Raw genomic sequence first — 15278 nt, forward strand, 5'->3', positions numbered from 1 at the left:
TCAAGAGGTGCACAAAAATGAAAATAATTATTGCTCCTGATTCATTCAAAGGCAGCCTGAACGCCAAAGAAGTGGCAGAAGCTGTCGACCGGGGTATCAAAAATGCTTTTCCAAAAGCGGACACAGTCCAGCTTCCAATGGCTGATGGCGGGGAAGGTACGATGGACATCCTTGTAAGCACTACCAACGGCCGGAAGCGGGATGTATCCGTGACAGGGCCTTTAGGAGAGCAGGTATCTGCTGCCTATGGCGTGCTCGGAGATGGGAAGACATGTGTCATAGAAGTCGCATCAGCCTCCGGGCTTGACCACGTTGCAAAAGACCGGCTTGCTCCTTTGGAGGCAACTACCTATGGAACTGGTGAATTGATCAAGCTTGCACTTGATGAAGGATTCACCACATTCATCATTGGTTTGGGAGGGTCGGCGACGAATGACGGCGGTGCCGGCATGCTGCAGGCGCTGGGGGCGAAGCTGCTGGATGCCGATGGCAAGGAAATCGGCTTTGGCGGCGGAGAATTAAAACGCGTCCACGCTATTGATTTAAGTGAATTTGACGCACGGATTCCAACTTGCGACTTTTTGATCGCTTCTGATGTGAAAAATCCGCTTGTCGGACCAAACGGAGCTTCACATGTATTCGGCCCGCAAAAAGGAGCCACTGCTGCGCATGTAAAAGTGTTGGACCAGGGGCTTACGCATTGGGCAGACATGGTGGCCGACACGACTGGTTCTTATTTGCATGATTGTCCGGGGGCAGGGGCTGCTGGCGGTATTGGCGGTGCTTTCCAAGTATTTTTCCCTTCCGAAATGAAACGCGGGATTGAAGTAGTACAGTCATACAGCAGACTTGACAAGCATTTGAAAGATGCGGACATCGTTGTGACCGGTGAGGGCAGAATCGATTCTCAAAGCCTTTCCGGGAAAACTCCGATGGGGGTGATTGAAGCCGCACAGAAGCATGGTGTGCCGACAGTAATCATTGCCGGAGCTGTAGAGGAAGGGATCACAGAGCTGATAGGGGACAGCATTGTGAGTATCCACTCTATTGCCAACAGGCCGATGTCTGTTGAGGAATCGATCGCCAACGCTTCAGACCTGCTTGCGTTTACAGCCGAACAAATTATCAGGACATATTTCTACCAGACGAAGATCCACCAAGGGGGTTATCAGATTGAAAATAATGGATAATGTGGAAAAAGTTCCAGGAGGATTAATGGTGGTCCCGCTGCTGCTTGGCGCCACTTTGAACACGATTGATCAGCTTCATATTCCGGCAGTCATGGACGTGTTGAAGTTTTTAGGCACGGCGAAAACTGATGATGGGTATTATGAGTTCTTAAGGATTGGCGGGTTTTCACAGGAGCTGTTTAAAGATAGTGCGCTTGTCCTCATTGCCTTGTTCTTATTCTGTGTGGGCAGCCAGATGAACTTGCGGGTTGGAGGGAAAGCACTGAAAAAAGGGGTGTTGACAACTTCATCCAAATATTTGACAGGGCTGGCTATCGGCATGGCATTCGGATACTTTTTCGATCCGATGAGCGGATTGTTCGGTTTGTCCACACTTGCTATCATTGCCGGTATGACCAACAGCAACAGCGGCATGTATGCTGCATTGACCGGACAATATGGCAACAGATCGGATGTCGGCGGACTGTCCATCCTGGCAATCAACGATGGTCCATTTTTCACATTGATGTCATTAGGGATACTTGGGACAGCTTTTCCATTGATTTCATTCATCGCTGTATTGCTGCCGATCGGCATCGGTATGCTGCTTGGCAACCTGGATCCGAAAATACGGACGTTTCTAAAACCGGGAGAATCGATCACGATACCGTTTTTTGCATTCGCACTGGGCGCCGGTATGAATTTGGCTAACTTTTTCAATCCGGATGTGCTGACAGGCGGGCTGACGCTCGCAGCATTGACATTTTTCCTGACAGGCGGAATGGGCATTCTCGTATTCAAGCTTTTCAAAGAAAAGAGCTTTATTGCTCCCATCTCAGAAGCATCTACAGCTGGAAATGCAGCAGCTACCCCGGCAGCAGTTGCCGCAGCCGCTGCTGTGGCGGTCGGATCGGGTGCAATGAGCGCTTCGGAATACGAGGCCATTCAAAATATCGTCCCGATTGCGACAGCCCAGATTTCCATTTCTACGATCACAACTTCTTTGCTTTGCCCGCTTGGCGTCATTTTGATGGATAAATATCAACGCAAAAGAGGCATCATCGCAACGAGAGAAGACCTGGGCCTGCAAGGAGATACGACAGAGACGACCACGACAACAACTGAAGCAGTAAATAATTGATTGGAGTGTTTCATTTGAGGACGCAGTTACTATATGGGAAGGAAGGGCTGGAACTAAATTTGCCAGCCGATTCCCTATTGATTGAACCAACGAATCTTCCAGAGCTTGAAAATGTGAAAGAGTCGATTACCGCGGCATTACGTGACCCAATTGGAACGAGCTCATTAAAAGAAAGTGTGAAGGCGACCGACAAAGTTTCCATCGTTATCAGCGATATCACCAGGCCGACACCAAACCATATACTTGTTCCACTGCTGATTGAGGAGCTGAGCCATGTCCCATTGGAAAACTTCGTCATCATCAACGGAACAGGGACACATCGCGACCAGACAAGGGAAGAATTCGTGCAAATGCTCGGGGAATGGGTCGTCGACAATATCAAAATCATCAATAACCATTGTCATGAGAAAGAAGAACATGTCAACCTTGGCCGAAGCAAGTTCGGCTGTGATGTGTACTTGAATAAAGCGTACGTTGAATCTGACTTTCGTATTGTTACTGGATTCATTGAGCCACATTTTTTTGCCGGTTTCTCCGGAGGGCCTAAGGGAATCATGCCAGGAATTGCTGGGATTGAGACCATCTTAACCTTCCATAATGCCAGAATGATTGGCGATCCTCTCTCAACATGGGGAAATATGGAACATAACCCTGTACAGGACATGACAAGGGAAATCAATAAGCTGTGCAAGCCGGACTTTATGCTGAACGTGACCCTGAATCGAGAAAAAGAGATTACGAACGTATTCGCTGGAGAATTGTATGAGGCGCATGACCGGGGCTGTGCATTTGTAAAGGAACATGCGATGTTCCGATGTGATCAGCGCTTTGACGTGGTGATCACTTCCAATTCCGGCTACCCGCTGGACCAAAATTTATACCAGGCCGTCAAAGGGATGAGTGCGGCACATAAAATAGTCAAAGAAGGGGGCGCCATTATTGTTGCCTCTGAATGCTCAGACGGTCTGCCGGATCATGGGAATTACGCGAAAATATTCGATATGGCCAGCAGTCCTCAAGGATTGCTTGATTTGATCAACAGTCCTGATTTTAAAATGTTCGACCAATGGCAAGTACAGAAGCAGGCGGTGATCCAGGTTTGGGCTGACGTATATATCTATTCCAAACTCCAGGATAATTTAGTAGAGAAAGCCATGCTGAAACCGACGGACGATATTGAAAAAACACTAGCGCAGCTGAAAGAAAAATACGGCGAAGATATGACCGTTGCCGTGTTGCCTTTAGGGCCGTTAACAATTCCATTTGTCGAAGAATGAAAGATGCTAACAGCAGTTTGGAAGTGATTTTTCGGAAGTTATTGCTTTTAGGGTAGCTCTATCAATAATTATATTGCCATTTCCGGGGAGTTAATGCTCATAGAGGAGCGCTATCAACAAATACAGCGCTAATTTAGGGAAGTTAATGTTCATAGAGAGGCGCTATCGACAATTTCATTGCTATTTCAGATAAGTTAATGCTCATAGAGAGGCGCTATCAACAATTTCATTGCAATTTCAGGGAAGTTAATGTTCATAGAGAGGCGCTATCGACAAATACAGCGCTAATTCAGGCAAGTTAATGCTCATAGAGAGGCGCTATCAACAATTTCATTGCAATTTCAGGGAAGTTAATGCTCATAGAGAGGCGCAATCAACAATTTCATTGCAATTTCAGGGAAGTTAATGTTCATAGAGAGGCGCTATCAACAATTTCATTGCAATTTCAGGGAAGTTAATGCTCATAGAGAGGCGCTATCAACAATTTCATTGCAATTTCAGGGAAGTTAATGTTCATAGAGAAGCGCTATCAACAACTACAAAGCTATTTCAGCGCAGTTATTGCTATGAGAGTTAAGGTGTGTGAATTTTCAATAAGGTAATTTGACTTCATGTATAAAGGAACGTAAACTGAATGCAAGATATGTGTTCAATAAAATGAGGAGGATTAACATGCTTACAATAGAAACAAAGAATGAGCAGTTAGGAGAAATATTAAAGGGCATGGGACGTGTCATCGTAGCATTTTCCGGAGGGGTTGACAGTTCTTTTCTCTTAAAGCGGGCCCAGCAGGAGCTTGGTGACAATGTGCTTGCAGTGGTTGTCGGATCCGAATTGTTCCGTAAAGAAGAATTCAGGAAAGCTGTCGAATTGGCAAAAACGATGGGCGTCAGCGTGCATGAAACGGAAATCAAGGAACTGGAGAATGCGGATATTATTGCAAATACCCCGGACAGCTGGTATCACAGTAAAAAGCTGCTATACTCTCATCTAAACAGTCTGGCAGAAAAAATGGGTTATCCATATGTGCTGGACGGCATGATCATGGACGACTTAAGTGACTTTCGCCCGGGGCTGCGGGCAAGAACGGAAGAAAACGTTCGCAGCGTGCTGCAGGAGGCTGCGCTTTATAAAAAGGAAATTCGCCAGCTATCCAAGGATATGCATTTGCAGGTATGGAACAAGCCGGCATCATGCAGTCTGGCATCTAGGGTTCCCTACGGCATTCCGTTGACAAAAGAGAAAATCGCTCAGGTGGAAGAAGCAGAGCGCTTTTTGGCAAAGCTTGGATTTGATCCGGCAAGGGTGCGCCACCATGGGGAGGTGGCCCGTATTGAAGTAATACCGGACAAAATAGCGTCCTTGGTGGAGCAGCGGGAAAAAATCCAGCTGAAATTGAAATCTCTCGGTTTTTCTTACGTATCAGTAGACCTGAAGGGCTATCGGACTGGCAGTATGAATGAAGTATTATCTCAGGAGAATGAGGTGAAGGAACTAGGTTAATAGCAGTATGGTCTTTTCCCAAAGGTGCTTGACAGGCCTTTGGGTTCCACTTGTTTGAATATACGAATTATTAGGGGAGGTAATACAATGGACAGGATACGCTGGGGAGTGCTTGGCACAGCAAAAATTGCCCAAAAAGAGCTGTTGCCCGCTTTTTCACGAGCGGAAAATGCAACAGTGACAGCAATTGCGAGCAGAACTAAGAATCAAAAGGCAGAAGAAATCGCGCAGCATTTCGATATTGAAAAGGTATATGACAGCTATGAGGCTTTATTGGATGACGAGGAAATCGACGCCGTCTATATTCCCCTGCCAAACAATCTGCATAAGGAGTGGGTCATCAAAGCAGCGGAAAAAGGCAAGCATATCCTTTGTGAGAAACCTGCTGCATTGCATGCAGAGGAAATGGCTGAAATGCAGACGGCATGTGAGAAACATAATGTTCAATTCGTAGAAGCATTCATGTATCGATTTCATCCTCAACATGAACGTGTAAAAGAAATCATTGATTCAGGAGAAATCGGCAAAGTCCGATTCATGCGCGCGTCTTTTTCTTTCTTGCTCGAAAGTAAAACAGGCAGCATCAAAATGAATCCGCAGGGTGGCGGAAGCATTTATGACGTTGGCTGCTATGGGATTCATGCGACACGGAATATTCTTCGAATGGAACCGGAATCTGTATTCGTACAAGGAATCATGGACACGAAGCACCATGTGGATACGGCTGCCACCGGTATCATGACTTTTCCAGACCATGTGCAGGCTGTTTTTGATGCCAGCTTTTCCATGGCGAGGCGTGCCGAATATGAAGTGATCGGAGAAAAGGGAAGAGTCGTGGTTCCAAGGGCATTTCGTCCGGACTGGTTTGAGGGACAAGGTATCGTCGACATAGAAACAGAAAGCGGGACGAGAAGAGAAACAATAGTGGCCGACCAGTATAAAGCAGAAGTAGAATACGCTTCCAAAAGAGTATTGGAGAACGGCGGGAAGGGTGATATGCACTTCCGGGATGCAATAAACAACCTAAGGGTGATCACAGCTTGTCTCAAGTCATTAAGGGAGAATAAAACCATACAATTGAACTGAAAAACAACGTTGTAAATTTTTCAAAAAAGACTTGATTTATAAAACGCTTACACATATAATGTTCGTAAGGATATTTAGTTTGTTTGCCATACAAAATAAAAGAGTTTGAAAGCGTTCTATTTATTTTGTATGCTACTGACAAAAAACAAAGGGGGAAAAAGAGTGAAAAAGAAAGCGCTGGCAATTTTGATGGTGATGATTTCAGCAGTTCTTCTGCTTGCTGCATGTGGTAAAGATGAGAAGGCTTCCGGTTCATCAGATAAAAAAGGTTCCGGTAAGACGGTTACATTGAAGATGGCTGAAAACCAGCCGGATGACTATCCGACAACAATCGGAGATAAAGCGTTTGCGAAATTGGTAGAAGAGAAAACAGATGGCCGCTACAAAGTGGAAGTATATTCCGGCGGACAGCTTGGTGAAGAAACAAATACTATTGAACAGGTACAACTTGGTTCTATCGATTTGGCAAGGGTGAATGCTTCTCCGTTGTCGCAGTTTTCCAAAACGATCGGCGTGACAAGCATGCCGTTCCTGTTTACAGATGAAGAAGAAAAGTGGGAAAAACTAAATGGCGAAGTTGGCCGTGAATTGCTAGATACGCTAGAAGAAAGCAATATGGTTGGACTGGCATTCTATGACTCTGGGGAAAGAAGTTTTTATGACACGAAGCGCCCTCTCAAAAAGCCATCTGATATGAAAGGGTTGAAAATCCGAGTTCAAAATTCGGAAATGTCAATCAGTGTAGTTGAAGCTTTAGGTGCATCTGCTACCCCGATGGAATATGGCGAAGTTTACTCGAGTCTACAAACAGGCGTCATTGACGGGGCAGAAAATAATTTCCCAAGCTACTATACTTCCAATCATTATGAAGTGGCAAAGCATTTTACTTCGAATGGTTACACAGGAACACCGGAAGTGGTTATTGGTTCAAAGAAGCTTTGGGATTCGTTGTCTGATGAGGACAAGAAAGCATTTCAGGAAGCAGCACTTGAGTCAGTTGATACACAGCGTGAAGCTTGGGCGAAGTTGACAGAGGAATCCAAAAAGGCAGTAGAAAAAGCTGGAAGCAAAATTGTTGAAGTAGACAATGTTGAAGAATGGAGAAAAGCAGTACAGCCGGTTTATGACAAATATGGCGACCAGTACGGGGATTGGATCGATAAACTGTCAAAATAGGATAATGGACGAGAGGAGGGTTTATACCCTCTTCTCCTTTCCAGGAGGGTTTAAAAATGAAAGTCCTGTCAACGATTAAAAAAATATTGGACTGGGTATTGTTGGGATTTGCACTTGCCTTTATATTGGCGATGGTCATTTTGATTATTGTGCAAGTATTTTCGCGGCAATTGTTCAGTTACACGCCATCATGGTCAGAAGAGTTATCAAAGCTGTTTTTTGTTTGGATCAGTTTCCTGGGAATTGCATATGGGTTTAAATCGAAATTGCATATCGCTCTTGGGTTAGTAGTGGATGCGATGCCGGAAAAAATACAAGATGTGTGTGACTATTTTTCAAAAGTGCTTGTCATCGGATTCGGCGTGATCATGATGTATTATGGCTGGCACTTCACTGTGCTGATGGGCAATTCGTCCATGCCAGGAACTGGCCTTCCTTCGAGTGTATTATACGGTGCCATCCCAGTAACAGGATTCTATGTAACGTTCTATGGGATTGAGTTATTATTCAAAAAAGGCATGCATCAGGATTTTAACGATGTAAGTGAGGGTTGAGCTATGACTAGTGGAGTAATTGTATTGATCGGCAGTTTTATTTTATTACTGATTTTAAGGGTTCCTATCGCGCTTACACTTGTCGCATCTTCCTTAATTACAGGAATTTATTTGGGAATTGATCCTGCGGCTATCGTCCAGCGCATGGTCGGCGGGCTGAATTCATTTTCTTTATTGGCTATTCCTTTCTTTATTCTTGCTGGCGAGATAATGAACGAGGGGGGAATTTCCCGCAGGTTGATCAACCTGGCTAATGTCATTATCGGAAAAGTCCGTGGTGGACTGGCTATGGTGAACGTTTTAGCGAGTACTTTCTTTGGCGGTATCTCTGGTTCAGCACTGGCGGACACTTCCTCCCTCGGTTCCGTGTTGATTCCGATGATGAGAAAACAAGGATATGATAAAGATTATTCCGTTTCTGTCACCATTTCGGCATCCATCCAGGGTGTGATGATTCCGCCAAGTCATAACATGATCATCTATTCTACTGCTGCCGGCGGGGTTTCAGTTGGTGCACTGTTTATGGGGGGGCTCGGCCCAGGGCTGTTACTTGGTTTTGCAGTGTTGGTTCTGTCGTACGTTCTGGCCGTCAAAAGGAAATATCCAAAAGGCGAACCAGTTAAAAAGGAAGAAATTCCAAGAATCGTTTGGGAAGGTTTGCTGGGATTATTAACAGTCGTCATTATCATGGGCGGTATTTTGAGTGGTATATTCACGGCGACTGAATCAGCTGCAATTGGTACACTGTATGCTTTCATAATCACCTTTTTCATTTACAGAGAAATTCCGATAACACGAATGGTAGCCATTTTGCATCGAACATTCAACACATTGGCAATGGTATTGTTCTTGATCGGGGCATCTTCCGCATTCGGTTATTTACTTGCCTTGCTTCGTGTGCCGCAATTGGTATCAGAAGGGCTGATCAGCATCTCCCCAAATGATTTTGTGACGATATTGATCATTGTGATTATTTTATTGTTGCTTGGCTGCGTCATGGACATGGCCCCACTGATTTTAATCGCAACACCAATCCTGTTGCCTGTAGCTACAACGACAGGGATGGACCCGGTACATTTCGGTGTATTATTGATCCTTTGTCTTGGCGTCGGATTGTTGACACCGCCGGTTGGTTCGGTGCTCTTTGTAGGATCGGCAATAGGGCGGCTGTCGATTGAAAAAGTTTCCAAAGCCATGCTGCCGTTTTATGGAGTGATGATCGTTATCGTATTATTAGTAGCCTATGTACCAAGTATTTCTCTATGGCTGCCAAGTTTTTTCAAATAGTTAACATGAAAACCCTTTCCCTGATTGAATCAGCCGAAAGGGTTTTTTCCTGTGATGCCGAGACTCAAAGTGGACGAATAAAGTGAGCTGATGAGTTAGTGAGTAACCAGTGCTGCTTAGCCAATTTTCATTGTAAAACTAGTTAAAAAGACATATTTTTGCGTCAAGGAGGATAGATTTTTAATCCGAAAGACGGGTATGCATCGTAAGATAAATATGTTAATATTCAAATTAACAACGTTGTTATAAATGAAATGATAGCGGTTACATTTAATAAGGAAAGCATGCAGCCTTATTTGTGTAATACTGCAATTTATGAAGGAGTGGGATGAGATGAAAAAGTATTTTGCGGGGCTGGCATGTGCGTTTATCGTGCTCTTCCAGCTTGGAGGTTCCCCCACTGGGGCAGAAGCAAAAGGAAAATCGGTGTGGGAGGACGAATTGCCAGGCATACTTGCTGAAATAGAAAAGCCTGCTTTCCCAGACAGGGACTTTAATGTGGTAGATTACGGTGCGAGAGGTGATGAATCCAAAAAGTCGACTGAAGCATTCAATAAAGCCATTTCTGCTGCGAATGATGCTGGCGGTGGCCGGGTAGTAGTACCAAGTGGCACTTATTTGACTGGTGCAATACATTTGAAAAGCAATGTCAATCTTCACCTGGAAGAAGGAGCTACAATCAAATTCAGCCAGGATCCAAAAGACTATTTACCGCTTGTAAAATCAAGATGGGAAGGAGTAGAGCTGTATAATTACTCTCCTTTAATCTATGCCCATAATCAAGAAAATATCGCGATTACTGGAAAGGGTGTATTAGATGGACAGGCCGACAACGAACACTGGTGGCCTTGGAAGGGAAAAACGGAATATGGCTGGAAAGAAGGGGAGCCGAATCAGGCAGAAGCTAGAGATGAATTGTTTCAGATGGCTGAGGATGGTGTAGCGGTAGAAGACAGGAAATTTGGCGAGGATTCTTATTTGCGGCCAAGTTTTATCCAGCCATACGAGAGTGAAAATATTCTTATCGAGGGCGTTACATTAATTGATTCTCCAATGTGGTTCATCAACCCGGTTCTATCGGAAAATGTGACAATAGAAGATGTGACGGTGGTGGGTCATGGCCCCAATAACGATGGGGTCGATCCGGAATCCAGTAAAAATGTGCTCATCAAGGATTCTCATTTTGATACAGGGGACGACTGTATTGCGATCAAATCCGGACGGAATGCCGATGGAAGAAGGATAAATGTCCCTTCGGAAAATATTGTGATCCAAGGAAATGAAATGCGGGATGGCCATGGCGGCGTGGTCGTAGGCAGTGAGATGACTGGCGGTGTCAGGAATGTGTTCGCGGAAAACAATGTCATGAACAGCCCGAACCTGGACCGTGTATTGCGAATCAAAACAAACTCTGTCCGTGGCGGCTTTGCCGAAAATATTTACTTGCGGGACAACCTTGTTGATGAGGTCGGCGGTGAGGTAATACGCGTCAATATGCAGTATGAAGAAGGAGATGCGGGAGATTACACGCCTGTCATTCGCAATATTGAAGTGGATAACCTGCACAGCAATGGTGGAAATTACGGTATCTATATCAGAGCCTACGATAGGGCTCCTGTACAGAATCTCAAAATAACCAATTCCAGTTTTGACGGTGTGAAGACACCTACGTTGATTGAGAATGTCGAGAACATGCAATTGTCGAACCTAACCATCAATGGGGAAAACTATGACAACACACCTCCAGAAACAGCCACAAAGGTGAAGGGACAATTGCTGTCAGATGGCAGCTACTTTGGAAAGGCGACCGTTGCATTAGCAGCATCTGACAAGGATGGAATAGACCATATCAAGTACCAACTGCAGGACGGTGATTGGAAAGCATATAAAGCCCCTATCACGGTAAAGAAGAGCGGAAAGAACTTTGTGCGTTATTATGCTGTTGATCGTACTGGGAACAGGGAGTCCCAGCAAACATTGTATGTTCGTATCACAAAGGCTGATTTTTCCGGGGTAAAGGGCTATATTTCCAAAGCTGATATTCGTCCAGGCGGTATTAAAAACGCCATTCATAAGAAATTGGAAAATGCGGAAGCTGATTTTAAAAAAGGAAAGGTTCAATCTGGAAACAAAAAACTGCAAAACCTGATACAATATGTCCAACATAAAAAGGAAACCCAGATTCCACATGAGGTAAAAAACGACCTGACAAATATGCTTCATCACTTACTCAAGTAACATTGTGCCACAGCGTCCCTTGCTATTTCCACATGCAAGGGACGATTTTTGACCATTTTTGAAACATAGAATGTACCTCAAGTTTTTCTGTTATTACAAGCGAGTGCTGGAGAAATAAAGCACTCGCATATATAATCGCTTCGCATTCTCCAGTGCGATCGCATATTTTGACACAGCTATCGCAGTGAAAATCTTTCTGCCAATCTGATGCAGGCCTAGCGTGATTTTTTTGGGGAGCATACGTACGAACGCAAGAATACGGGAGTGTACCATACAAATGGGATGGTGTAACATTACTGCATATAATTCAGTTGATAAAAAAGGACGAAAGCTGTTTTGTATCAGTTTTCGCGCGCCTTTTGATTTATTTATGCGATATCATGAAAATATCGTTCCAGCGGAAAAAAGAAAACAAGTCTGATATCGTCTGAACGCTTGAAGACAAGTCTTTTTGTCATTGACGATTAGCTATCTGCGTGTTATTCTTGATTTGGTAATTAATTTGTTTGTCAAACAAATTAACATAACGACGTTTGTAAGGGTTTACAATAAACCTGAAGCAAGATTTACGGAGGGATCATCATTGGGAAATTTATTCGATTTGACAGGAAAAACTGTAGTTGCAATGGGGGGGAATAGTGTACTGGGCAGCGCTATGGCAAAGGGATTGGCAGGCCAAGGAGCGAAAGTGGCAATTGTTGGACGCAATATGGAAAAAGCGGAAGCAGTAGCAGCAGATATAGCAGCGAATGGTGGCGTTGCAAAGTCGTTTCAGGCTGATGTAAGTGATTTAGAGACTGTGAAAAAAGTTGCTGAAGAAATTGAAGCATGGTCCGGCGGCTGGGATATTGTCTTGAATGCACCTGGTACAAACAGCTCTACGCCTTTTTTTGAATTGACGCCAGAAGAATGGGATGAAATCATGGGCGTCAACTTACGCGGAATTGTCTTCACATGCCAGTTATTTGCCAAAAAGATGATTGAGCAGGGAAGGAAAGGCAGCATCATCAATATTTCATCTGTTTCGTCGACCACCCCATTATCGAAAGTATTCACCTATTCCGCATCAAAAGCGGGAATCAATAATGTTACCCAGTTTTTGGCGAGAGAATTGGCTCCAAACGGGATCCGTGTAAACGCGATCATTCCAGGCTTTTTTCCTGCGGAACAAAACCGTAAAATTCTTAGTGAAGAACGGATTGCTTCCATTATGAGCCATACGCCTATGGATCGCTTTGGAGAGCCCGAGGAATTACAAGGGGCAGCCATTTATCTTGCCTCGGATAAAGCAAGTGGCTTTGTCACAGGTTCTTTGTTGCGCGTTGATGGCGGCTTTGGGAATATGACTATATAATCAGTATGATCGAACTTTTTCAGAGAAAGTCTAATGGAAGGTGCATATCTGATGAAAACAGTGATAGGTTTAGACATAGGTACAACCAGTGTAAAAGCAGTCGTATACGATACAAATGGCAATCTTCTCACAGAAGCAGAGGAAATGATAACGACTCTTCATCCGGTACCCGGTTGGGCAGAACAGGATCCTGATGAAATTTTAGTAAAAACACGCCAGGTGCTGAAGAGTGCTGCAGCAGCAATCCGTGATGAAGGGAATACGTTGCTTGCTGTCGGGTTCTCAAGCGCCATGCATTCACTGATTTGCGTTGATAAAAACAAAAGGGCTTTGTCCAATATGTTGATTTGGTCAGATGGGCGCAGCAGTGAACAGGCGGTAAAATTGAACAGCGGGGCCGGCAAAGAAGTGTATTCCCGGACGGGCACCCCTATCCATCCGATGTCTCCTTTTGTGAAGCTGCATTGGATGCGGGAAACGGCCTTTATGCCGTATCAGGAGGCAGCTTATTTTCTATCCATGAAGGAATATCTCCTTTGGCATTGGTTTGGTAAACGGGTGATCGATTACGCGATGGCATCAGCCACAGGACTGTACAATGTCACAACAAAAAAATGGGATGAAACAGTATTGCGGCTGGCTGGTATTCAAAAAGAACAGCTTTCTGAGATTGTCCCGCCTGACACGGTTTTAAATGGTCTCAAGCCGGAGGTGGCTGCCGAGCTCGGTATTTCAGCTGATGTACCGTTTGTTGCAGGTTCGGCTGATGGACAGCTTGCCAATCTTGGCGATGGGGCAATCGAACCTGGAGAGGTGGCTGTGTCGGTAGGAACAAGTGGAGCTATCCGGCAATTCACGGAAGGTGCGCCGATAGACGAAAATAGGGCAACCTTTACCTATGCATTTACAGAAGATACATCGATCATCGGCGGACCGACAAATAATGGCGGTATCGTACTGCAATGGTTAAAAGAAATGCTCGAATTTGAAGGCAGCCATGAGGAGCTTCTGGCCGGGGCAGCGGACATAGCTCCCGGTGCGGAGGGGGTCTTGTTTTTACCGTATGTCAACGGTGAAAGGGCGCCTTTGTGGAATCAGGCGGCAAAGGGCTCTTTTTATGGCCTGACCATTGCCCACCGGAAACAGCACCTGGTACGGGCTGTGTTGGAAGGGATTGCACTGAATCTTTATCAAATCGGTTTGTCTTTGGAAAAGTTGGCCGGTACGCCAAAACGGATTACTGTGAATGGCGGCTTGTCCAAGTCGGAAATCTGGGTGCAAATTTTGGCAGATGTTTTCGGCAGAGAGATTCATCTTTCCGAATCACACCACAGTGCCGCCTGGGGTGCGGCGTGGACGGCCCTGGTAGGGATAGGATATGTGAAGTCCTTTGCTGCAATCAAAGATCATATCCCAATCAGAAGAATTGTAAAACCGAATATGCAGCATCATGAGAAATATAGGGGTATTTATATAAAATATACTGGTTTGGGAGAAAGAATGTCCGACTTTTACGAGTAAGCGAAACTGCTTTGGCTTTGGCATGATGTAGGGGAGGAAAAAAATGATGGAAATGACAGAAAAAAATGCTCAACTGGGCGAAATCCTGCAAGGGATGAAAAAAGTATTGGTCGCATTTTCTGGTGGCGTGGATAGTGCATTTTTGCTTCGACGCGCGCAGCAGGAACTGGGAGCAGATAATGTGTTAGCTGTTGTTGTCGCATCAGAGTTATTCCGCGAAGAAGAATTCGACGGCGCGATAGCTTTAGCTGAGAAGCTCGGCATTCCTGTGAAGCAGACAGCGATGAAAGAACTGGAAAACGAAGCGATTGTTGCCAATACACCGGAAAGCTGGTATCACAGCAAGAAAATGCTTTATAGCCGGTTAAATGAAATGGCGATGGCGCTTGACTATCCATATGTACTCGATGGCATGATCATGGATGACAAGCTTGACTTCCGCCCGGGACTGCGGGCAAGAACGGAAGCTGGCGTCCGCAGTGTCCTTCAGGAAGCTGTGTTGTATAAGAAAGAAATTCGTGAACTGTCCAAGGAACTGGATTTGCCGGTATGGAATAAACCCGTATCCTGCAGCCTTGCATCACGGATACCGTATGGCGTCCGTCTGGATCAGCAGAAAATCGATCAAGTAAACAAAGCCGAAAGGTTCATTGCCAGCCTGGGATTTGATATGGTACGTGTCCGCCATCATGGCGACATCGCGCGTATCGAAGTGTCATCTGAACAAGCCGCTAATTTGATTGCCCGCGCTGAACAGATTGATACGGCATTGAAAGGGCTCGGTTTTTCATACATCGCAATGGACTTGCGGGGTTACCGTACTGGCAGCATGAATGAAACACTGACGGAGGAATCCTTGCCATCTCATATCGGCTGAGCAAAGGTACATGATCCGTGATGTAATGCATAGAAAATGAGAGAAACGGCTTGAAAAGCAGTCGTTTCTCTTCGTCTGTCTACTTTGTATCACTT

Annotated in this window: 12 protein-coding genes; all 12 read left to right on the plus strand. The window is 45.0% G+C overall.

Features of this window, described 5'->3' with window-relative positions; translation table 11 throughout:
• Positions 1-17 precede the first annotated feature (17 nt).
• Positions 18-1190 (plus strand): glycerate kinase, encoded by a 1173-nt coding sequence (locus ACFSMW_RS10055; protein WP_390355293.1) that lies wholly within the window; start codon positions 18-20, stop codon positions 1188-1190.
• Positions 1174-2310, plus strand: coding sequence for a 2-keto-3-deoxygluconate permease (locus ACFSMW_RS10060; protein WP_390355295.1), 1137 nt, complete (start codon positions 1174-1176; stop codon positions 2308-2310). Before ACFSMW_RS10055 ends, ACFSMW_RS10060 begins: the two co-directional genes overlap by 17 nt.
• Positions 2311-2324: 14 nt before the next feature.
• The gene (gene larA, locus ACFSMW_RS10065) at positions 2325-3587 is read left to right on the plus strand and encodes a nickel-dependent lactate racemase (protein WP_390355297.1); all 1263 of its coding nucleotides are present in this window, start codon (positions 2325-2327) and stop codon (positions 3585-3587) included.
• A gap of 672 nt (positions 3588-4259) precedes the next feature.
• Complete coding sequence (larE, locus tag ACFSMW_RS10070) at positions 4260-5090, plus strand: ATP-dependent sacrificial sulfur transferase LarE (RefSeq protein WP_390355299.1); 831 nt, start codon at positions 4260-4262, stop codon at positions 5088-5090.
• A gap of 87 nt (positions 5091-5177) precedes the next feature.
• A complete protein-coding gene (locus ACFSMW_RS10075) occupies positions 5178-6176 on the plus strand; it encodes a Gfo/Idh/MocA family protein (protein ID WP_390355301.1) in 999 nt (332 codons plus the stop codon).
• A 162-nt stretch (positions 6177-6338) separates the two neighbouring features.
• On the plus strand, positions 6339-7352 hold the full coding sequence (locus ACFSMW_RS10080; protein ID WP_390355303.1) for a TRAP transporter substrate-binding protein: 1014 nt from the start codon (positions 6339-6341) through the stop codon (positions 7350-7352).
• A 56-nt stretch (positions 7353-7408) separates the two neighbouring features.
• Complete coding sequence (locus ACFSMW_RS10085) at positions 7409-7906, plus strand: TRAP transporter small permease (RefSeq protein WP_390355304.1); 498 nt, start codon at positions 7409-7411, stop codon at positions 7904-7906.
• Between the two features lie 3 nt (positions 7907-7909).
• Positions 7910-9193: a TRAP transporter large permease gene (locus ACFSMW_RS10090; RefSeq protein WP_390355305.1), complete on the plus strand. Its 1284-nt coding sequence runs from the start codon at positions 7910-7912 to the stop codon at positions 9191-9193.
• Between the two features lie 333 nt (positions 9194-9526).
• On the plus strand, positions 9527-11431 hold the full coding sequence (locus ACFSMW_RS10095) for a glycoside hydrolase family 28 protein (protein ID WP_390355307.1): 1905 nt from the start codon (positions 9527-9529) through the stop codon (positions 11429-11431).
• A 583-nt stretch (positions 11432-12014) separates the two neighbouring features.
• A complete protein-coding gene (locus ACFSMW_RS10100; protein ID WP_390355448.1) occupies positions 12015-12785 on the plus strand; it encodes an SDR family oxidoreductase in 771 nt (256 codons plus the stop codon).
• A 51-nt stretch (positions 12786-12836) separates the two neighbouring features.
• Entirely contained in the window at positions 12837-14306 is a 1470-nt protein-coding gene (locus ACFSMW_RS10105) for a gluconokinase (protein ID WP_390355308.1), read from the plus strand.
• A 43-nt stretch (positions 14307-14349) separates the two neighbouring features.
• Positions 14350-15183, plus strand: a complete 834-nt coding sequence (gene larE / locus ACFSMW_RS10110; protein ID WP_390355310.1) for an ATP-dependent sacrificial sulfur transferase LarE — start codon at positions 14350-14352, stop codon at positions 15181-15183.
• Positions 15184-15278: the final 95 nt, after the last annotated feature.

Source organism: Tigheibacillus halophilus, from assembly GCF_042683165.1.
In the GTDB taxonomy this organism is placed as follows: domain Bacteria; phylum Bacillota; class Bacilli; order Bacillales; family Amphibacillaceae; genus Tigheibacillus; species Tigheibacillus halophilus.